This window comes from Stappia sp. P2PMeth1 (assembly GCF_900185735.1).
Lineage (GTDB): Bacteria > Pseudomonadota > Alphaproteobacteria > Rhizobiales > Stappiaceae > Stappia.
On the sequence record NZ_FYAW01000018.1, the window covers coordinates 19,897 to 40,281 of the forward strand.

The following is a 20,385-nucleotide window of genomic DNA, read 5'->3' on the forward strand; positions in this document are numbered from 1 at the left end:
ATTCGCGGTCTTTCGCGCCGCTCTCCCCCGTCGCGCGCGGCGGGTAGCGCGACTTGCCCACAGGCGGACCTGTCCTTCGCGCCGGCTGGCCCCGCCGGTCTGCTCTTCACGCAGGTCCCGTCGTTCCGCTCGCACCATCCTCTCCTGCGTCTGCAGGCGTGCGGCCGGACGCCGTGGAGACTGCGCGTCCTCATCACCGCTCTGGCAGCCAATGGCCCCCGGGTCGCGCTCACGCTTGCCCGGGGCGACCTCGGTGGGGGAGGCAAGACAGTGCCAGTTTCTCAGGCCGTCATCCCGGCCGCAGGCGAAGCGGGAGAGCCGGGAACCAGAGGCGCCCTCAGCGGGCGTTACCTCGCTCTACCCTCTCCCCGCGTCCTCCCGCACGCTGCGCCGCCCTCTCCTTTCGTCATCCCGCACGCAGCGCAGCGGAGATGCGGGACCGGGGAGCCAAGGGCCTGTCGGAAACGCTTTGAGCGTCCCTCAAGCGACCTCGCTTCCCCGAGTCCCGGCGCGCGCACCGTGCCGGAGCACCCGCCGGCATCGCCGTATTCATCGTCAGAAAGGAAAAGTGTCAGCCGGCCTGTAAGCCGGGTTCTGTATGGCGCGGCATTGCTGCCGCACGTGACGGCCATTCATCTGGGACGCCCGTTGCCGGGCGCCTCGCGCAACCAACCCGGGCGGCTGGCCTGGAAAGGGCCGGACCCCTTGCGAGGTCCGCGCCGCCCCTATTCGGTTTTGCTCCCGGTGGGGTTTACCGTGCCGCTTCCGTTGCCGGTCGCGCGGTGGGCTCTTACCCCACCCTTTCACCCTTACCGCGGCCGCAGCCGCGGCGGTTTGCTTTCTGTGGCACTTTCCCTGGGGTCGCCCCCGCCGGGCGTTACCCGGCACCGTTTTTCCGTGGAGCCCGGACTTTCCTCCCCCGCGGCGTTTCCGCGCTTGCGGGAGCGGCCGTCCAGCCGGCTGACGCGCGACTGGTAGGCGTCGCGGGCGCCGCGGTCAAGCGTGACGCTTCACGGGGCCGGCGATCGCGCCCGCCACTGCTCCCGCCACCGCTTCGGCGCAGGCCTGCGCCTCGCCCTCCTGCGCCCCGGCAAAGCCGATGACGAGGCCGCTGAGGCCGCAATCGATGCCATAGGGCGACAGCGCGGCGACGCTGAAGCCGGCCGCATTGACCTGTGCCGCCACCGCAAGATCGTCGACCGCAGCGGTAAACCTCAGCGCCAGTTGCACCCCGCCGACCGGCTCCGGCACGTCCGCCGCATCGCCGAGCCGCTGACGCAGGGCGGATGCAAGATCCCGCCCCCGCGCCTCGCAGGTCTGCTGCACCCGCCGCAGATGCGCCCGGTAGCGGCCCGAGGCGATGAACTCGGCGAGCGCTGCCTGCGTCGTCACATTGGCGAGCATCCCCGAGACCCGCTGCGCCACCGCCAGCGGGGCGGCGAGATGCTCCGGCACCACCATATAGGCGACCCTCAGGCCCGGCAGCATGCTCTTGGAGAAGGTGCCGAGATAGATCACCTCGCCCTCCGCCCCGAGCCCCTGCATCGCCGCGAGCGGCCGGCCGGAGAACAGGAACTCGCTGTCGTAGTCGTCCTCCAGCACCACCCCGCCGCAGGCCCGGGCCGCCTCCAGCACCATCGCGCGGCGCGCCAGCGACATGCGGGTGCCGAAGGGATATTGATGCGAGGGGGTGACGTAGATCAGCCGCGGCGGCCGCCGGTCGGCGACGCGGCGCGGATCGGCGCCCTCCGCATCGACCGGCATCGGCACGATGTCGAGCCCGGCGGCGGTAAACGCCGCACGGGCCCCGAGGTAACCGGGGTCCTCCAGCCAGGCCGCCTCGCCGGGATCGGCAAGGCTGCTCGCCAGCAGGGTGAGGCTCGCCTGGGTCGACGGGGTGACGAGGATGCGCTCGGGCGTCGCCCGGACGCCGCGCTCGGCCGTCAGATAGGCGGCAAGCTCGCGCCGCAGTTCGGGCAGCCCCCGCGTCTCGCCATAGCTCAGCACGTCGCCGCGCAGGCGCCGGGTGACGCGGCGCAGCGTCCGCGCCCAGTCGTCGGCCGGAAAGCGGTCGAGGCTCGGCGTGCCCGGTTCCAGCTTGCCGCCGCGCCGCCGCTCGGTTCGCGACCAGGGATCGCTGCTCATCGCCCGTCCGCGCGCCGACAGGGCGACCGCCCGCAGGGCGATCGCCGGCGCCTCGCCCTCGCTCAGCGTGCCGGCGGCGGCGGAAACCTTCGGCACCGAACCGCCGCGCACCGTGACGATGCCTTCGGCCACCAGCAGCTCATAGGCCGCATTGACCGAATTGCGCGAGATGCCGAGCGCTGCCGCCAGCGCCCGGCTGGACGGCAGCCGCGCCCCCGCCGCCAGACGCCCGGCACCGATGGCCTCGCGCAGGGCGCGATAGACCTGCTCGGGCAAGGGCACGGCGGAGGAGCGGTCGATGGAGATGAGGCCGGCAAGCATGACTGGATCCTCGGAAATTCGGAAACCCGATATTCGGAAGAACCAGTTGATGCCACATTCCCCGCAGCAAAGCAAAGCGCCACGACGGGCTCGGCCGCGAAAGCCTCAGCCCCGCGCGAGGAGCTGCTTGACCTTGCTGCAATAGCGGCGGCTGGTCGGGTTCATGCGCTTGGCGAAGTGGCCGGCATTGTAGCGCAGGATCGTGCCGCAGACGTCGCCGCCGGCGAGCTGATGGGCGCCCGCCAGATATTTCATGCCGTAGGTGATGTTGGTCTTAGGATCGTAGAGCGCCTTGGCGCTGCCGCGAAAGCCGACGCCGCGCGCCGTTTGCGGCTTGATCTGCATCAGGCCGATCTCGCCGGCCCGCCCGCGAGCGCTCGGGTTGTAGTTGCTTTCGACCCGCACCACCGCATGGGCAAGGTCGACAGGCACGCCGTGCTTGCGCGCCTCCGCGGCGATCATTGCCTGATAGGTCGCGGTGCGCCCACCCGGTTCCAGGATCTTCGGATCGACCGTCGTGGTGGAGACAGCCGCCGTCTGGCAGGCTCCTGCGGAAAGCGCCAGAAGAAGCGCGCCCATGAGACGCGGCGCCGTGAAGTTGATCATATGTGCCCGACCTTCGAACTGTTCGTCGTTGTTGAGAGGCGGGCTGTATGGCGGCGCGGTGGGACGGAAATCCGGCGCCTTCAATCACGAAATGTTACAAAAACGCCGATAAAATGCGGCTAAAACGTGCAGAAAATCTCGTCATTGACGAAAGCAAGGCCATCATCCCGGCAACTGTGGCCGGGAGATGGCGGTGATTTGCGGATGTTGCGATGCAGCAATCGGCGAGAGACGCGGCGTCAGGCCAACTCTGAATGAGCTTGGCTCATTCAGAGTTGGTCAAGCCCGTGCGGCGCATGAGCAACTTCAAGGCGTGATGCGTCAGCATCGAAAGCCTTGGTATCAGACCAGCCGTGGAACCTTTTGCAGCAGCCGGTGCAGCGTGGTGATGGTCGACATGTCGGCGATGCCGTCGACCCGTTCGCGCCGGTGGTGGCGCTGGAAGGCGGCGACCGCCGCCCGCGTGCGCGCGTCATAGACCCCGGTGATCGGCATCTCGAAGCCGTAGAGCGCCAGCATCGATTGCAGCGCCTCGACCGGCTGTCCGCTATCGCCCTGCTGGAAGAAGCGCCCGCCCGCCACCGGCTCCGGGTCGACCGACAACCCGACCCCCGCCAGCGCCAGCCTGTCCCAGGGGAACAGCTCGCCGGGGTCCTCCTTGCGGTCCGGCGCCACGTCCGAATGCGCCAGCACGTCCTGCGGCGCGATGGCGTGGCGGGCGCAGATGTCGCGGGCCAGGTCGATCACGGACTGCACCTGCGCCTCGGGGAACGGCCGGTAGCCGTTCTCATGGCCCGGATTGACGATCTCGATGCCGATCGAGCGCGAGTTGATGTCCCGCTCGCCCTTCCAGTAGGAGCGGCCCGCATGCCAGGCGCGCCGGCTCTCCGGCACCAGTTGCAGGATCGTCCCGTCCTCGTCGACCACGTAATGGGCGGACACCTCGGCGCGCGGGTCGCACAGCCGCTGCACCGCCTCCTCGCCGCTGGTCATGCCGGTATAGTGCAGCAGCAGCAGGCAGACCGACCCCTCGCGCTCGTTGTGGTTCGGCGACGGCCGCAGCCGCGCCGGCAGTCCGGTATCCGTCTTCACGCCCATCGGGGCCTTCCATTCCTTCTTGCCGGGTGCGCGCCGGTCACAGTCCCCGCTCCGCCGCGATCTTGCCATAGGCGACGTTCAGCGCCGCCAGCCGGTCGCTGGCGATGCGCACGAATTCCTCCGGCACGCCGCGCGCGATCAGCCGGTCCGGATGGGTTTCCGCGACCAGCCGGCGATAGTGTCGCTTGAGTTCCTCGTCCGTCGCCGCCCCGTCGATGCCCAGCACCTTGTAGGGATCGTCGCCGCCGCGCACATGGCGGGCGAGGATCTGGTTGAAGGCGCGCTCGTCGAGGCCGAAGATCTCGGCAATGCGCTCCAGGTAGGCGACTTCGTACTCGTGCACCACGCCGTCCGCCTTGGCGATGTGGAACAGCGCGTCGAGAATGTCGATGCGGATTTCGGGATCGTCCGGAAACAGCGCCGCCAGCCGCTCCGCATAGGTCTCGAAGCCGGCGACGTCCTGCTTGGCGAGGTTGAACAGCCGGGCGACGTTGCGCTCCTCGCCCGCCGGAATGTCGAAGACCTCGAGAAAGGCGATCTCCTCGTCGCCGGTCACCACCCCGTCCGCCTTGGCCATCTTGGCCGACAAGGCGATCATGGCGACGGTGAAGGCGACGGCCCGGTCGCCGCGCCCCTCGCCGACCGAGACGATGAACTGGACGATGCGGTCGACGATCTGCGCGCCGCCCGCGCCGATCGCCGCCGCCACCGCATTGATCGCGGACCAGATGGACATGTCGCGCGCGCCGCCTCAGACCGACCGGGTGATGCCGCCATCGACGCGCAGGTTCTGCCCCGTGATGTAGCCGGCCCCGTCCGACAGCAGGAAGGCGACGGTCGCCGCCACCTCCTCCACCGTGCCGTAGCGACCCATCGGGATGCGCGCGCGCCTGTCCTCCTTCTCCGGCAGGCTGTCGATGAAGCCCGGCAGCACGTTGTTCATGCGGATGCCCTCGCCCGCATAGCGGTCGCAATAGAGCTTGGTGAAGGCGGCCAGCCCGGCGCGGAACACGCCCGAGGTAGGAAACGCCGCCTCCGGCTCGAAGGCGGCATAGGTGGAGATGTTGACGATGGCCCCGCTGCCCTGCGCCTGGAACTGCGGCGTCACCAGCCGGCACATCCGCACCACGTTGAGCAGGTAATAGTCCATGCCCAGGTGCCAGTCCTCGTCGCTGATCGCCAGCACCTCGCCCTTCGGCCCGTGGCCGGCGCTGTTGACCACCGCGTCGATCCGCCCGAAATGCGCCATCGCCGCCTCGACGAAGGCGGCAAGGTCCTTCGGCGCGAGGTTCGAGCCGGTATGGCCGAGCCCGCCCAGCTCCTCCGCCAGGGCCGCGCCCTTGCCGCTGGACGACAGGATGGCGACGCGCGCACCCTTGTCCGCCAGCTTGCGGGCGATCGCCGCGCCCATGCCGCTGCCTGCGGCGGTCAGAAGTACGACCCGATCCTTCATGCTCTCCCCGAACTGTTTGGCCCGACTCTTTCCCGCGTTCTAGCCCAGCGTTCTAACATAGACGACCGGTCTCGCCACACGGGGCTGTCGCAAGCCGTCACGAGACCCGCCCCGGCGCGCCGGACGGGCGCCGGAGCGGAAAACGGCCTCAGATCTCCGGCATCGGGCCGGTCATCGACCCGGCATCGACGATCCGGTCGAAGGTCGCCGCGTCGATATGGCCCAGCGCCAGCGCTGCCTCGCGCAGGGTCGTCCCCTCGTGATGGGCGTGATGGGCGATCGCCGCCGCCTTGTCATAGCCGATCTCCGGCGTCAGGGCGGTGACCAGCATCAGCGAGCGGTTCACCGTCTCGGCGAGCCGCGCCTCGTCCGCCTCCATGCCGGCCACGGCGAAGCGGGCGAAATGCTCCATGCCGTCGGCCAGCATCCGGCAGCTCTCCACCACATTGGCGCCCAGCATCGGCTTGTAGACGTTCATCTCCAGCAGCCCGCCCGCTCCGGCGAAGCTGCTGGCGACGTCGAGGCCGATCACTTGCACGCTCAGCATGGCGAGTGCCTCGCACTGGGTCGGGTTGACCTTGCCCGGCATGATCGAGGAGCCCGGCTCGTTCTCCGGCAGCCGCAATTCGGCGAATCCCGCGCGCGGGCCGCAGGCGAGCAGGCGGATGTCGTTGGCGATCTTGTGCAGCGACACCGCCAGCACCTTCAGCATGGCGGAGGCCGCCACCATCGCGTCATGGGCGCCCATCACGGTGAACTTGTTCGCCGCCGCCGCGAAGGGCAGCCCGCAGCGCGCCGCCAGTTCCCCCGCCACCTTGCGGTCGAAGCCCTCCGGCGCGTTCAGCCCGGTGCCGACGGCGGTGCCGCCGATCGCCAGCGTCATCAGCCCCTTCAGCGCGAAGGCCAGCCGCTCGTCATTGTCGTCGAGCATGCCGACATAGCCGGCGAATTCCTGGCCGAGCGTCATCGGCACCGCGTCCTGCATGTGGGTGCGGCCGATCTTCACCAGCCCCTGCCAGGCATGGGCCTTCTCGGCCAGCGCGTCGCGCAGCACCTTCAGCGCCGGCCGCACCCGGTTGGCGATCATCAGCGCCGCCGCCACGTTGAGCGCGGTCGGCACCACGTCGTTGGACGACTGCGAGCGGTTGACGTGGTCGTTGGGATGCACCGGGTCCTTGGAGCCGATCCGCCCGCCGGCGAGTTCGATGGCCCGGTTGGCGATCACCTCGTTGACATTCATGTTGGCCTGGGTGCCCGAGCCGGTCATCCACACATGCAAGGGGAACTCGCCGTCGTGCCGGCCGCCGGCCACTTCCTCGGCCGCCGTCACGATCAGCTCGGCGCGCGTCTGGTCGAGCACGCCGATCTGCGCATTGGCCAGCGCCGCCGCGCGCTTGATCTCGGCCAGCGCGTGGATGATCTCCAGCGGGAACGGCTCGCGGCCGATGGCGAAGTGGTGGCGGGCGCGCTCCGTCTGGGCGCCCCAGTAGCGCTCGGCGGGCACCTCCACCGCGCCCATGGAGTCGGTTTCGGTACGCCTGTTGTCTGCGGTCATGGTCTGCTCCGTCTTACCCCGCGTCACGTCTCGCCGGCAGGCAGGAGGCGGACGCATGATTCAATGTCTGGAAACCTTGCGATGTCATGATCCCTCCCTAGGCAGTTTCAACATGCAGGACACGGCGGCTTCGCGCCGCGAGGGACGGGTCAGGTTGCGCAACCTCAAGACGTTGCTGGGCATCTTTCTCGGCATCATGATCGTCGTCGGCTTCGCCGGCGCGATTCATGCGGCAAATGTATTCTTTTCCCAGGCGATTTACACCCGCGACGCCGAGGAAACGGCACGCCGCATCGGCCGCGACCTGCAACAGCATCTGGATACCCACGGCCCGCGCGGCGAGGCTCCCCTCGTCTCCTTCTCGGGCGGGGATCTGCGGCTGTCGATCGACGGCGTCGGCGACGACGCGAACCGGCTGCCCGCCGCCGCCCCGTCCATTGCGCCGGAGCCGGCAACCGTCACCCGCGAGAATGCCGTCGCCGCCTTCATGGCCAATCTCGACCGCAACGAGCTGGTCGGCACGGTCGCCGTGGTCTGGTCCGGCGCACAGGCCGCGCCGCTGTCCTCGGCCGATGTGGTGCCGCGCGTCCCGCGCGAGAAGATCGACCGACTGGCGCCGCGCATCGACGCCCTGCTGCGCGCCCTTGCGGCCGGCCAACCGCGCGCCGTCGACGTTCCCACCACGTTGTTCGGCCGCATGTCGGACACCACCTTGCTGGCCGTGCCGATCCTGGCGGGCGGTACCGTTGCCGGGGTGCTGATCCTGTCCTACGACCAGGAGACGACCGGCCTGTTCCTCAGCGAGGTGGTGCAGATCGGCGTCGGCATCCTGATGGCGATGATCTTCGCCGCCGTCGCCCTTGCCGCCCTGTTCGTGTGGATGCGCTTCCGCGACCGGCTGAAGGCGAGCAAGACCATCCAGTTCCTCGCCCATCACGACGCGCTGACCGGCCTGCCCAACCGCACGGTGTTCAGCACCAAGCTGAACGAGGCGCTGCGGCTGGCCAGCGCCCGGGCCTCCAACATCGCGGTGATGCTGATCGACGTCGACAAGTTCAAGGACATCAACGACACCTACGGCCATGCCGTGGGCGATCTGTTCCTGCAGGTGATCGCCGACCGCTTGAGCAACGTCTACAACGGGCATCTGGTCGCCCGCCTGTCCGGCGACGAGTTCGCCGTCTTGATCGCCCGCGATCTCGACCGGCGGGCGGTGACGCAGCTTGCCTCGGCGATGATCGCGGCGACGCGCACGCCGACCAACATCGACGGCAAGGACATCCCGATCTCGCTGTCGATCGGCGTTGCCCAGGCATCCGAGGCCGCCTGGCGCGCCTCGCGCCTGCTGCATTGCGCCGACCTTGCCCTCTACCGGGCCAAGCATTCGGGCCGGTCCACCTATGTCTGGTACACGCCGGACATGGACGCGGAGGCCCAGAAGCGCAAGCTGCTGGAAGGCGACCTGCGCAAGGCCCTGGCCCAGGACGAGCTGCGCCTGCTCTATCAGCCGCAATTCTCGCTGCGCGACCTCGAACTCACCGGCTACGAGGCCCTGCTGCGCTGGGAGCATCCCGAACACGGCACCATCTCGCCGACGGTGTTCATTCCCATCGCCGAGGAAGCCGGGCTGATCGAGGAGATCGGCGCCTGGGTGCTGGAGCATGCCTGCCTGGAGGCGTCGCGCTGGCGCGATGCCTCGCTCACCGTCGCCGTCAACCTCTCGCCCGCCCAGTTCCGCCCCGGCCGCACCGAGGAGCGCGTCGCAAACGCGCTGAAGGCCAGCGGCCTGTCGCCCGACCGGCTGGAGGTGGAGATCACCGAGAGCCTGCTGATCGCGGACACCGATGCGGTGGTGAAGACGCTGACGCAGATCCGCCACATGGGCGTCTCCATCGCGATGGACGATTTCGGCACCGGCTATTCGAGCCTCAGCTACTTGTCGCGCTTCCCCTTCGACACGATCAAGATCGACCGCTCCTTCGTCGCCACCGTCGGCAAGAACCCGACCACCGACGCGATCATCGCCTCGATCGTCGGCCTGGGGCGCTCGCTGGAGGTGACGATCACCGCCGAGGGCGTCGAGGACGAGATGCAGGTCGCCTTGCTGCGCGCCGCCGGCTGCGACAAGGTTCAGGGCTTCCTGTTCGGCCGGCCGATGGATCTGTCGAACCTCGCTGCCACCGACGCCGTCGCTCTGTCCCAGAAGGCGCGCCGCGACCAACTGGCGCTCACCACCAGCCTCGGGACCCTGCCGCAACTGCCCTTCCTGCCCCAGTCCGGGCCGGCCGCCTGCGACGGCGTGGCAGCGGACGGTGCCGCGCCGCTTGCCCAAGCGGACGACGGGGCGCGGGCGGGCGTCGACCGGGACGACAGGCAGAGGCGCGCCGCCGGCGCGGTGTGACACGGTGCCGGCGCCGCCGCGCCTACATGGCGGCCGCGGCGCGGGCGGCCTGGTCGTAATGGCCGGAGACCGAGCGCAGCGTCGCCGCCAGCCGCGACAGTTCCACCTCGTCCATGCCCAGCCCCTTGACCGGGCCGACCAGCAGCGCCTCGCGCAGCCGCCGGTACTCCATGCAGATCGCCTCGCCGGCGCGGGTGATCGCCACCGTCTTCTCCTTGCCGCGCTTGCCCGTCTCCACCAGTCCGGCGGCGGCGAGCTTCTTCAGCGCATAGGTGACGGTATGCGTGTCCTCGATGTTCAGCACCAGGCAGATGTCGGAAAGCGACTTCGGCCGGCCGCGATGATTGACCGAGTGCAGCACCAAGGTGTCGAGCGGGCTCATCCCCGGCGCCCCGGCCGCCGCCATGCAGCGCACCATCCAGCGGTGATAGGCGTTGACCATCATCGTCACCGCGAACTCGACTTCCGAAAGCGCCGGCATGGCACCGGAGGCGAGATGGGCGGCCGAGACCACCGGCCCGATGCCGCCGCGCGCAATGTCCTCGGACCCAGTACTGTCTGTCATGAAATTCCTGCCTGAACTGTTCTGGCCAAGGCTACGGCAGGGAGCGGCGACAGGGCAACCGTCCTTCAGGGGGACGGATGGCGTCGCGGCACCAGGCCGGAGTGGAACCAGGTCACGAAACTCTCGATCGAATAGACCGGCACGCCGGTCGCGGCGCGGATATCGGCGGCATAGGGCACCATGTTGGTGCATTCCAGCACGATGGCGCCGACTTCCGGATTGCGCGCCAGCAGCGCCTCGGCCGCCTCGACATTGTCGGCCCGCGCCGCCGCCACATCGAGCGCCTCCTCGTTGTCGAGAATCGCGCGGGTGAACTCGCGCCCGCCTTCCGTGCCCATCACCGGCGTATCGTCGGGACAGCCGGCGGCGGCAAGATGCGCCTGCGTCAACGAGCCGGCGGAGATCGTCAGGATGCCGGCGCGCTTGCCCGGCGGCAGCAGCCGGTCGACCAGCGGCACCTGCATCAGGGAGGATGCGGCGACCGGAACCTGGAGCGCGGCCTGCAGGTCGCGCTGGAACAGCGACAGGAACCCGCAATTGGTAGTGATGCCGTCGACCCCGTCGGCGACGAGTTCGCGCCCCGCGGCGATGAAGGCATCGAGCAGCCCGCTCGCCCCCTGCCGCACCGCCCGGTCGGGCGTCGCCTCGCGCACGATGCGGTAATGCACCGGGAACGGCCAGGTCAGCGCATTGCCCATGTCGCCGGGGATGCGCGGAAACCGCGCCTCCAGCATCAGGATACCCACCGCCGCGCCGTAAAGCGCCTTGCCGCCGCGCACCGTCATCTCGTTCCTCCCGCGAAGACGTTGCCGCTCCGCCCGTCGCGAACCCTGGGTCAGATCCGGCAACAACGCGCCTCGTCGAGGATCTGCGCACCAGCGCTTGCGCAATACAAGGCCTTTGCGCACACTATTAGAAACATTTTGTCGATAAATTGTTGACAACGAAACCTGCCCCCACGACACTCGCCGCAATTGGCCGGGGAGAGGCAGGGTGCAGCAGCACGAAAGCGGGCGTTTGCGGGTCGCGGTAATCGGCGCGGGGATCGTCGGCGTCAGCGCCGCGCTTCGCCTTGTCGCCGACGGTCACGACGTCACCCTGATCGACCGCGCCGGCCCCGGCGAGGCGACCTCGCACGGCAATGGCGGCGTGCTCGCCTCCTGCGCCGTCGTGCCGGTCACCGTGCCCGGCCTGCCGGCCAAGGCGCCGCGCATGCTGATGGACCCGGACAGTCCGCTGTTCCTGCGCTGGTCCTACCTGCCGCGCCTGCTGCCCTGGCTCGCGAAATATCTCTCCCATTGCACCGCCGGCGAAACCGAGCGCATCGCCCGCGCGCTGCTGCCCATCGTCGGCGACAGCCTTGCCGAGCACCGCGACCTTGCCGGCGGCACGCAGGCCGAACGCTGGGTCGCCCCGTCCGACTATCTCTATGTCTATCGCGACCGCGCCGCCTTCGAGGCCGATGCCTTCGGCTGGCGGCTGCGGCGCGAAGCCGGCTTCACCTGGGACGAGATCGAGGGCACGGCGCTCGGGGCCTATGACCCGCTGCTGGGCGAGGCCAACCGCTTTGCCGTCCGCCTTGCCGATCACGGCGTCATCCGCGACCCCGGCCGCTATGTGAAGGACCTTGCCGAGACGTTCCAGGCGCGCGGCGGCACCCTCCTGCGCGGCGCGCTGCAGGGCTTTCTCATCGAGAACGGCCGGTTGACCGGCCTTGCCACCGATGGCGGGCCGCTCGCCTGCGACCGTGCCGTGCTGGCCACCGGCGTCTGGTCCGGGCCGCTCGCCCGCGAGCTCGGCATTGCCGTGCCGCTGGAGAGCGAGCGCGGCTACCATCTGGAGCTGGAGGCGCCGAGCGCCCTGCCGCGCGCGCCGGTCATGTTCGCCTCGGCGAAATTCGTCGCCACCCCGCTGGAGGGGCGCATCCGCCTTGCCGGCGTGGTCGAGTTCGGCGGCCTTGCCGCCGGGCCCGGACAGGCGCCGTTCGAATTGCTGGAGCGCCAGGTGCGCCGGGCCATGCCCGCCCTCGCCTGGGGGTCCACCCGCCAATGGATGGGTCACCGGCCGGCACCGGCCGACTCCATCCCCGTGATCGGGCCGTCGCCGGCATGCGGCGACATCCTGATGGCTTTCGGCCACCATCATATCGGCCTGACCGGCGGTCCGAGGACCGGCCGTCTCGTTGCCGACATGATCGCCGGCCGCGAGCCGAAACTCGACCCCGCCCCCTATTCGCCCGCGCGTTTCGCTGTCTAGAGTACGCCTTGCGAACAGGAAGACGGGCAACCGACCAGAGAGATGGACCGCCGCGAGATCCGGAACAATCGGGTCCCGGCCGATGGAGGACCGAGAATGACTGACCTGCTGAAGAGCACCACCGGCATCGTCACCGCCGCGCTTCTTGCCGCATCCGCCGCCTCCCCGGCGCTCGCCGCCGAGAAGTGGGACATGCCGCTCGCCTATCCGGCGACCAACTTCCATTCCGAGAATGCCGCCGTCTTCGCCGCCTGCGTCACCTCGGGCAGCGGCGGCGAGATCGAGATCGTCACCCATCCGGGCGGCTCGCTGTTCGGCGGCGCCGACATCAAGCGCGCCGTGCAGACCGGCCAGGCGCTGATCGGCGAGCGCCTGCTCTCCGCCCATGCCAACGAGGATCCGCTCTTCGGCATCGACAGCATTCCCTTCCTCGCCAGTTCCTTCGAGGCCTCGGGCAAGCTGTGGGATGCGGCAGAAGACGCGATCGCGGAGGCGCTCGACGGCCAGAACCTGGTGCTGCTCTACACCGTGCCGTGGCCGCCCCAGGGCATCTACTTCAACAAGGAGGTCAACTCCGGCAACGACATGAAGGGCGTCAAGTTCCGCGCCTACAATGCCGCCACCGCCAAGCTCGCCGAGCTGACCGGCATGCTCCCGGTTCAGATCGAGGCCGCCGAGGTGTCCCAGGCCTTCGCCACCGGCGTTGCCGAGTCCATGGTGTCGTCCGCCGCCACCGGCTACGACAGCAAGCTGTGGGAGAACGTCTCGCACTTCTACGAGGTCGACGCCTGGCTGCCGCGCAACGCCATGCTGGTCAACAAGGACAAGTGGGCCGGCCTGTCCGACGACATGAAGAAGGTCTTCACCGACTGCGCCGCCACGGCCGAGGCCGAGGGCCTGGAGAGGGCCAAGGCCTACACCACCAAGACGCTGGAAGGCCTTGCCTCCAACGGCATGCAGGTGCTCAAGCCGAGCGACGAGCTGAAGGCTGACCTTGCCGCCGTCGGCGCGACCATGACCGAGGAGTGGCTGGCGGCGGCCGGCGACAAGGGCAAGGCCATCGTCGACGCCTACAAGGCGCAGTAAGCGGCGCGTTCCGCCGCCTTCGTCACCGACGGTCCGGGCGCGCTCCCTCGGGGCAGCGCGTCCCTGGCTTGCCGCGATCGCAGGATCGCGGCAAGCGACCCGTCCCTGACAGCCGGGTCCCTGCCCTGCCGGCCTGTCCGTCGCCGGACCGCGTCTTGCGCGGCCCGGCATGACGGCGGCCCGTGGCCGGTCCGCAACAGACACGGAACACGACCATGATCGCACTCGGGCGCGGACTTCGCCGCCTTCTCGACGGTCTTTATTTCGCCGGCGGCATGATCGCCGCGCTGGCGCTGGTCTCCATCCTCGCCATCATCGTCGCGCAGATGATCGCCCGCTGGACCGGCGTCCTCTTTCCCGGCGCCGCCAACTATGCCGGCTACGCCATGGCCTCGGCCTCCTTCTTCGCCTTCGCCCATGCGCTCGGCCGCGGTGCCCATATTCGCGTCAGCATCCTGCTCAACGCGCTCGGCCGGCATCGCCGCTGGCTCGAGGTCTGGTGCTTCGCCATCGGCGCCGCGCTCGCCTGGTATCTGGCGCGCTACGCCATCAAGGCGGTCTACTGGTCGTGGAAGCTCAACGACGTCAGCCAGGGCCAGGACGCCACGCCGCTGTGGATCCCGCAGACGGCGATGGCCGTCGGCGCCGTGCTGCTCGCCATCGCCATGACCGACCATCTGGTCCGCGTCCTCTTCCTCGGCTCGTCGGGCATCGTCTCCGACACGGTCGAACAGAGCCACGGGGAGTAAGCCGCCATGGAAACCTTCGCTCCCATCATTCTCTTCCTCTTCGTGCTGTTCCTGCTGCTGGGCACCGGCGTGTGGGTCGGCCTTGCCCTGCTCGGCGTCGCCTTCGTCGGCATGGAGCTGTTCACCTCGCGCCCGGCCGGCGATGCCATGATCACGGTGATCTGGGCCGCCTCCTCGTCCTGGACGCTGACCGCCCTGCCGCTGTTCATCTGGATGGGCGAGATCCTCTACCGCACCCGCCTGTCGGAGGACATGTTCCGCGGCCTCGCGCCATGGATGGCGCGCCTGCCCGGCGGCCTGCTGCATACCAATGTCGTCGGCTGCACGGTGTTCGCCGCCGTCTCCGGCTCCTCCGCCGCCACCCTGACGACGGTCGGCAAGATGTCGGTGCCGGAGCTGCGCAAGCGCCAGTATCCGGAAAAGATGGTGATCGGCACGCTGGCCGGCGCCGCCACCCTCGGCCTGATGATCCCGCCGTCGCTGACGCTGATCGTCTACGGCGTCACCATCAACGAATCGATCACCAAGCTGTTCATGGCCGGCATCCTGCCGGGCCTGGTGCTGGCCAGCCTGTTCATGGGCTATATCGCCATCTACGCCAAGGTCTCCAGGAGCTACAACCCGCAGCCCGAGCCGGCGATGAGCCTGCGCGAGAAGCTCGCCAATTCGCGCTTCCTGCTGCCGGTGATCGTGCTGATCATGGTGGTGATCGGCTCCATGTATCTCGGCCTTGCCACCGCGACGGAGGCGGCCGCGCTCGGCGTCATCGGCTCGCTGGCGCTTGCCGCCGGCCAGGGCTCGCTCACCTGGAAGACCTTCGGCGAGAGCCTGATGGGCGCCACCCGCACCTCGGCGATGGTGGCGCTGATCCTTGCCGGCGCCGCCTTCCTGTCGCTGTCGATGGGCTTCACCGGCCTGCCGCGCGCGCTCGCCGCCTGGATCGCCGACATGGAGCTGTCGCGCTTCCAACTCTTGATGGCGCTGCTGGTCTTCTACATCATCATCGGCTGCTTCCTCGACGGCATCTCCTCCGTGGTGCTGACCATGGCGGTGGTCGAGCCGATGATTCGCGTCGCCGGCATCGACGCGATCTGGTTCGGCATCTTCGTCGTGGTGGTGGTCGAGATGGCGCAGATCACGCCGCCCATCGGCTTCAACCTGTTCGTGCTGCAAGGCATGACGCGGCACGAGATGACCTATATCGCCCGCGCCGCGCTGCCGATGTTCGCGCTGATGGTGGTGATGGTGTTCATCCTGATCGCCTTCCCGGAGCTCGCCACCTGGCTGCCGGACAACATGCGCAACCGGCCGTAAGGTCCCGGCGTCGCACCCCCGCCCGCCCCGTTTGCGGGCGAGGGAGGGGCGCGAGCGGCAAAAACAACATTGACATTTTGTCGATAAATTGTTGACGTAACGACGATCAAACAATCGCTCGTCCGCGGCAGGCATGCAGGCGGGCAGGGCCGGCAGCGGAGAGACGCATCATGACGAGCGGCAAGTGGGACTTCTGGATCGACCGCGGCGGCACCTTCACCGACATCGTCGCCCGCGATCCCGAAGGCGGCATCCGCGCCCACAAGGTCCTGTCGGAGAACCCGGAAGCCTATCGCGACGCCGCCATCCAGGGCATCCGCGAGCTGATGGGCATCGCGATCGGCGAGCGCATCCCGGCCGAGCGCATCGCCGCCGTCAAGATGGGCACCACCGTCGCCACCAACGCGCTGCTGGAGCGCAAGGGCGACCGCACCCTGCTGGTCACCACCCGCGGCTTCCGCGATGCGCTGGAGATCGGCTACCAGGCGCGGCCCGACATCTTCGCCAAGGAGATCGTCAAGCCGGAGCTGCTCTACGAGCGCGTCGTCGAGGTCGCCGAGCGCGTGCGCGCCGACGGCACCATCGAGGCCGAGCCGGACTTGGGCGAGGTCGAGCGCGACCTCAAGGCCGCCTATGACAGCGGCATCCGCTCCGCGGCCATCGTCTTCATGCACGCCTATGCCTTCCCCGAGCACGAGAAGAAGGTCGCCGAGATCGCCCGCAAGGTCGGCTTCCCGCAGGTCTCCGTCAGCCACGAGGTCTCGCCGCTGATGAAGCTGGTCGGGCGCGGCGACACCACCGTGGTCGACGCCTATCTCTCGCCGATCCTGCGCCGCTATGTCGAGCAGGTGGCGAGCGAATTGCAGATCGAGGGCACCGACTGCCGGCTGATGTTCATGCAGTCCTCCGGCGGCCTCACCGCCGCCGACCTCTTCCAGGGCAAGGACGCGATCCTCTCGGGCCCGGCCGGCGGTGTCGTCGGCGCCATCGAGACCTCGAAGATGGCCGGCTTCGATGCGGTCATCGGCTTCGACATGGGCGGCACCTCCACCGACGTCTCCCACTACAACGGCGAGTATGAGCGCGCCTTCGAGACCGAGGTGGCGGGCGTGCGCATGCGCGCGCCGATGATGATGATCCACACGGTCGCGGCCGGCGGCGGCTCGATCCTCCACTACAAGGACGGCCGCTTCCAGGTCGGCCCGGATTCCGCCGGCGCCAATCCCGGCCCCGCCTGCTACCGCCGCGGCGGCCCGCTCGCCGTCACCGACGCCAATGTCATGGTCGGCAAGCTGCGTCCCGACTTCTTCCCGAAGATCTTCGGACCGGGGCGCGACGCGACGCTCGACCGCGACGCGGTGGTGGCGAAGTTCGAGGAGATGGCCGCCCGCATCGGCGACGGCCGCTCCGCTGCCGAGGTCGCCGACGGCTTCCTGAAGATCGCCGTCGAGAACATGGCCAACGCCATCAAGAAGATCTCCGTCCAGCGCGGCTACGACGTCACCGAATACGCGCTGACCTGCTTTGGCGGCGCCGGCGGCCAGCACGCCTGCTCGGTCGCCGACAGCCTCGGCATGACCACGGTGATCGTCCACCCGCTGTCGGGCATCCTCTCCGCCTATGGCATGGGCCTTGCCGACATCCGCGCCACCCGCCAGCAGGCGGTGGTGCGCCGGCTCGAGCCGGCCATGCTGGACGACCTTCAGGCCCTCGCGGGCCGCCTGTCGGCCGAGACCCGCGCCGAGGTCGCCGGCCAGGGCGTCGCGGAGGCCGAAATCCGCGACCTGCCGCGCGCCCTGCTGCGCTACGAGGGCACGGACACGCCGATCCCGGTCGCCTATGTCCCCGGCGACATCGACGCCATGGTCGGCGCCTTCGCCGACGCGCACCGCGCCCAGTTCGGCTTCGTCTACGAGAACAAGCCCATCGTCGTGGAAGCGCTTGAGGTGGAATCCGTCGGCGGCGGCTCCGGCATCGACGAGCCGGACCTGCCGCTCGTCTCCGGTTCGCCCACACCGGCCGACACCGGCGCCATCTTCGCCGAGGGCGCGTGGCGCGAGGCGGGCTTCTTCGCCCGCGCCGGCCTCAAGCCCGGCCACCGGCTCTCCGGTCCCGCGCTCATCGTCGAGCCGCACCAGACCATCGTCGTCGAGCCGGGCTGGCAGGCGGAGATCACCGCCAAGGACCATGTCGTCCTGCGCCGCGTCGAAAAGCTCGCCCGCGCCGAGGCCATCGGCACCAGGGCCGATCCGGTCATGCTCGAGGTCTTCAACAACCTCTTCATGTCGATCGCCGAGCAGATGGGCGTGACGCTGCAGAACACCGCCTATTCGGTGAACGTCAAGGAACGCCTCGACTTCTCCTGCGCGGTGTTCGACGCCTCCGGCGCGCTGGTCGCCAATGCCCCGCACATGCCGGTGCATCTGGGTTCCATGGACCGTTCCGTCGAGACCGTCATCAAGCTCAATGCCGGCGAGATCCGCCCCGGCGACGTCTTCGCGCTGAACGCGCCTTATAACGGCGGCACCCACCTGCCGGACATCACCGTCGTCTCGCCGGTCTTCGACGACCAGGGCAAGGAGATCCTGTTCTGGGCGGCGAGCCGCGGCCACCATGCCGATGTCGGCGGCTCGGCCCCCGGCTCCATGACCCCGCGCGCCACCACGGTGGACGAGGAAGGCGTGCTGATCGACAACTTCAAGCTCGTCGATCAGGGCCGCTTCCGCGAGGAAGAGCTGGTCGAGGTCCTTACCGACCATCCCTGGCCGGTGCGCAACGTCACGCAGAACGTCGCCGACCTGAAGGCGCAGATCGCCGCCAACGAGAAGGGCGTGCAGGAGCTGCGCAAGATGGTCGCCCACTTCGGCCTCGACGTGGTGCAGGCCTATATGGGCCACGTCCAGGACAATGCCGAGGAGAGCGTGCGCCGGGTCATCGAGGCGCTCACCGACAGCGAGTACGAGTACCCGACCGACCAGGGCTCGGTGATCCGCGTCAGGATCACCGTCGACAAGGCCAAGCGCGAGGCGACCGTCGACTTCACCGGCACCAGCGAGGTGAAGCCGAACAACTTCAACGCGCCCGAGCCCGTCACCCGCGCCGCCGTGCTCTACTGCTTCCGCGTCATGGTCGAGGGCCACATCCCGATGAATGCCGGCTGCCTCAGGCCGATCCACATCGTCATCCCCGACGGCTGCATGCTGAAGCCGGCCTACCCGGCCGCCGTCGTCGCCGGCAATGTCGAGACCAGCCAGCATGTCACCAACGCCCTGTTCGGCGCGCTCAAGGCCATGGCCAACAGCCAGGGGTCGATGAACAACCTGACCTTCGGCAACGCCACCTACCAGTATTACGAGACCCTGTGCTCCGGCTCGCCCGCCGGTCCCGGCTTCAACGGCACCGACGGCGTCCATGTGCACATGACCAACTCGCGCCTCACCGATCCGGAGGTGCTGGAATTCCGCTATCCGGTCCTGCTGGAGGACTTCCACATCCGCGAGGGTTCGGGCGGCACGGGCAAGTGGCATGCCGGCAACGGCACCAAACGCACCATCCGCTTCCTGGAGGAGATGGAACTGGCGATCCTGTCGTCCCACCGCACCATCGCCCCGAAGGGCGGCGACGGCGGCGGCGACGGCCAGCTCGGCAAGACTCTGGTGCGCCGTCTCGACGGCAGCATCGAGGAGCTTGCCGGCTGCGACCAGACGGTGCTGAAGGCGGGCGAGGCGGTCACCGTCATCACCCCGACCGCCGGCGGCTGGGGTCGCCCCGACTGAAAACGGCCGGGACCGACAACGGAAGGGGGCGGCGGCGGCGTGCCGTCGCCACCGCTCTGGGAACGAATAGCCCCCGGCTCTGCGCTTGCGCGCGGCCGGGGTGACGGCCGAGAGGGAGGGATCGCCGTCGCCCCACCCTCGGAAGGTCAACCCCGGACGAGCATCGCGAGATCCGGGGCCTATTGGCTGCCAGAGCGGCGGAGGAGGAGAAAGCACCCCCCTCTCCGCGTCCTCCCGGACGGCGCGTGAGCGCCGAGCCGGGACCGGCGAGCCGAGGGCCTTTCGGCAGCGCTCCCGACTGTCCCCACAAACGCCGTGCCTCCCCGGTCCCGGATCGTCGGCCTGCGGCCTCGTCCGGGAAGACGCCCGAAAGGGTAGAGCGAGGCAACACCTGCTGAGGCTGCCTCTGGTTCCCGGCTCTGCGCTGCGCGCGGCCGGGATGACGGCCTGAGAATGACGCTCGGCCCCACCTCCCCTCCGAGGTCACCCCGGACGAGCATCGCGAGATCCGGGGCCTATTGGCTGCCAGAGCACTGATGAGGACGCGCTGGCCGAACCCCACTCTCCGGCTGTCGTCCCGGTTCCGGCGAAGCCGAAGACCGGGATCTAGCAACCCCGAACGGTTCGGCTCACGCCCCGGTGCTGCTGCGTCCTCCCGGACGCAATCCTCTCCTTTCGTCATCCCGCACGAAGCGCAGCGGAGATGCGGGACCGGAGAGCCGAGGGCCTGTCGGCAGCGCTCCCCGCCGTCCCCACGACCGCCGTGCCTCCCCGGTCCCGGATCATCGGCCTTCGGCCTCGTCCGGGAAGACGCCCGAAAGGGTAGAGCGAGGCAACACCTGCTGAGGCTGCCTCTGGTTCCCGGCTCTGCGCTTGCGCGCGGCCGGGGTGACGGCCGAGAGGGAGGGATCGCCGTCGCCCCACCCTCGGAAGGTCATCAACTCTGTTGTTGGATCTGATCTCTGAGCCTTGCATTGAGGATGACGACGATCTTTCTCATGAGAGCGGCGATGGCGACGATTGGCTTCTTTCCGTTCTGGACAAGCCGTTGATAGAACAG

Annotated in this window: 14 protein-coding genes, 1 other RNA gene and 1 pseudogene; 6 read left to right on the top strand and 10 right to left on the bottom strand. The window is 69.1% G+C overall.

Features of this window, described 5'->3' with window-relative positions; translation table 11 throughout:
• Positions 1–567: 567 nt before the first annotated feature.
• The 7 genes from rnpB to P2PM1_RS10970 all read right to left on the bottom strand — a co-directional run bounded on the left by rnpB (position 568) and on the right by P2PM1_RS10970 (position 7,178).
• Positions 568–964, bottom strand: an RNA gene (gene rnpB / locus P2PM1_RS10940) — RNase P RNA component class A.
• Between the two features lie 32 nt (positions 965–996).
• Positions 997–2,466, bottom strand: coding sequence for a PLP-dependent aminotransferase family protein (locus P2PM1_RS10945; protein ID WP_186399085.1), 1,470 nt, complete (start codon positions 2,464–2,466; stop codon positions 997–999).
• Between the two features lie 105 nt (positions 2,467–2,571).
• Entirely contained in the window at positions 2,572–3,072 is a 501-nt protein-coding gene (locus tag P2PM1_RS10950) for a lytic transglycosylase domain-containing protein (protein WP_244301472.1), read from the bottom strand.
• Positions 3,073–3,414: 342 nt separating this feature from the next.
• Positions 3,415–4,170, bottom strand: coding sequence for an N-acetylmuramoyl-L-alanine amidase (locus P2PM1_RS10955; protein ID WP_186394143.1), 756 nt, complete (start codon positions 4,168–4,170; stop codon positions 3,415–3,417).
• A 37-nt stretch (positions 4,171–4,207) separates the two neighbouring features.
• Positions 4,208–4,906, bottom strand: a complete 699-nt coding sequence (locus P2PM1_RS10960) for a DnaJ family molecular chaperone (protein WP_186387331.1) — start codon at positions 4,904–4,906, stop codon at positions 4,208–4,210.
• A 15-nt stretch (positions 4,907–4,921) separates the two neighbouring features.
• Positions 4,922–5,623 (bottom strand): SDR family oxidoreductase, encoded by a 702-nt coding sequence (locus P2PM1_RS10965; RefSeq protein ID WP_186399086.1) that lies wholly within the window; start codon positions 5,621–5,623, stop codon positions 4,922–4,924.
• 148 nt (positions 5,624–5,771) lie between these two features.
• Positions 5,772–7,178, bottom strand: coding sequence for a lyase family protein (locus P2PM1_RS10970; protein ID WP_186399087.1), 1,407 nt, complete (start codon positions 7,176–7,178; stop codon positions 5,772–5,774).
• A 112-nt stretch (positions 7,179–7,290) separates the two neighbouring features.
• Between P2PM1_RS10970 and P2PM1_RS10975 the strand changes: the two genes are divergently transcribed.
• Positions 7,291–9,579 (top strand): bifunctional diguanylate cyclase/phosphodiesterase, encoded by a 2,289-nt coding sequence (locus P2PM1_RS10975; protein WP_208985250.1) that lies wholly within the window; start codon positions 7,291–7,293, stop codon positions 9,577–9,579.
• A gap of 22 nt (positions 9,580–9,601) precedes the next feature.
• Here P2PM1_RS10975 and P2PM1_RS10980 read toward each other — a convergent pair whose 3' ends face one another.
• Together P2PM1_RS10980 and P2PM1_RS10985 are read right to left on the bottom strand one after the other, a co-directional pair.
• A complete protein-coding gene (locus P2PM1_RS10980; protein WP_186387328.1) occupies positions 9,602–10,144 on the bottom strand; it encodes a winged helix DNA-binding protein in 543 nt (180 codons plus the stop codon).
• Positions 10,145–10,209: 65 nt separating this feature from the next.
• Positions 10,210–10,929 carry an aspartate/glutamate racemase family protein gene (locus tag P2PM1_RS10985; protein WP_186399088.1) on the bottom strand — a complete coding sequence of 240 codons (720 nt, stop codon included), beginning with the start codon at positions 10,927–10,929 and terminating at the stop codon, positions 10,210–10,212.
• Between the two features lie 208 nt (positions 10,930–11,137).
• On the opposite strand from P2PM1_RS10985, the gene P2PM1_RS10990 reads away from it, so the two are divergent.
• From P2PM1_RS10990 to P2PM1_RS11010, 5 genes are all read left to right on the top strand, one after another.
• Entirely contained in the window at positions 11,138–12,400 is a 1,263-nt protein-coding gene (locus P2PM1_RS10990; protein ID WP_244301473.1) for an FAD-binding oxidoreductase, read from the top strand.
• Positions 12,401–12,496: 96 nt separating this feature from the next.
• Positions 12,497–13,486, top strand: coding sequence for a TRAP transporter substrate-binding protein (locus P2PM1_RS10995; RefSeq protein WP_186399089.1), 990 nt, complete (start codon positions 12,497–12,499; stop codon positions 13,484–13,486).
• Between the two features lie 215 nt (positions 13,487–13,701).
• Positions 13,702–14,235 (top strand): TRAP transporter small permease, encoded by a 534-nt coding sequence (locus P2PM1_RS11000; RefSeq protein ID WP_186394137.1) that lies wholly within the window; start codon positions 13,702–13,704, stop codon positions 14,233–14,235.
• Between the two features lie 6 nt (positions 14,236–14,241).
• Entirely contained in the window at positions 14,242–15,549 is a 1,308-nt protein-coding gene (locus tag P2PM1_RS11005) for a TRAP transporter large permease (RefSeq protein WP_186399090.1), read from the top strand.
• A 170-nt stretch (positions 15,550–15,719) separates the two neighbouring features.
• Positions 15,720–19,325, top strand: a complete 3,606-nt coding sequence (locus tag P2PM1_RS11010; protein ID WP_186399091.1) for a hydantoinase B/oxoprolinase family protein — start codon at positions 15,720–15,722, stop codon at positions 19,323–19,325.
• 937 nt (positions 19,326–20,262) lie between these two features.
• On the opposite strand, the pseudogene P2PM1_RS25465 reads toward P2PM1_RS11010, so the two are convergent.
• Positions 20,263–20,385: pseudogene (locus P2PM1_RS25465) on the bottom strand (IS110 family transposase); the annotation flags it as partial.

Excerpts from the sequence above, each read along its gene's own strand:
- P2PM1_RS10945 (WP_186399085.1), bottom strand. The coding sequence starts at position 2,466 with ATGCTTGCCGGCCTCATCTCCATCGACCGCTCCTCCGCCGTGCCCTTG.
- P2PM1_RS10950 (WP_244301472.1), bottom strand. The coding sequence starts at position 3,072 with ATGATCAACTTCACGGCGCCGCGTCTCATGGGCGCGCTTCTTCTGGCG.
- P2PM1_RS10955 (WP_186394143.1), bottom strand. The coding sequence starts at position 4,170 with ATGGGCGTGAAGACGGATACCGGACTGCCGGCGCGGCTGCGGCCGTCG.
- P2PM1_RS10960 (WP_186387331.1), bottom strand. The coding sequence starts at position 4,906 with ATGTCCATCTGGTCCGCGATCAATGCGGTGGCGGCGGCGATCGGCGCG.
- P2PM1_RS10965 (WP_186399086.1), bottom strand. The coding sequence starts at position 5,623 with ATGAAGGATCGGGTCGTACTTCTGACCGCCGCAGGCAGCGGCATGGGC.
- P2PM1_RS10970 (WP_186399087.1), bottom strand. The coding sequence starts at position 7,178 with ATGACCGCAGACAACAGGCGTACCGAAACCGACTCCATGGGCGCGGTG.
- P2PM1_RS10975 (WP_208985250.1), top strand. The coding sequence starts at position 7,291 with ATGCAGGACACGGCGGCTTCGCGCCGCGAGGGACGGGTCAGGTTGCGC.
- P2PM1_RS10980 (WP_186387328.1), bottom strand. The coding sequence starts at position 10,144 with ATGACAGACAGTACTGGGTCCGAGGACATTGCGCGCGGCGGCATCGGG.
- P2PM1_RS10985 (WP_186399088.1), bottom strand. The coding sequence starts at position 10,929 with ATGACGGTGCGCGGCGGCAAGGCGCTTTACGGCGCGGCGGTGGGTATC.
- P2PM1_RS10995 (WP_186399089.1), top strand. The coding sequence starts at position 12,497 with ATGACTGACCTGCTGAAGAGCACCACCGGCATCGTCACCGCCGCGCTT.
- P2PM1_RS11000 (WP_186394137.1), top strand. The coding sequence starts at position 13,702 with ATGATCGCACTCGGGCGCGGACTTCGCCGCCTTCTCGACGGTCTTTAT.
- P2PM1_RS11005 (WP_186399090.1), top strand. The coding sequence starts at position 14,242 with ATGGAAACCTTCGCTCCCATCATTCTCTTCCTCTTCGTGCTGTTCCTG.
- P2PM1_RS11010 (WP_186399091.1), top strand. The coding sequence starts at position 15,720 with ATGACGAGCGGCAAGTGGGACTTCTGGATCGACCGCGGCGGCACCTTC.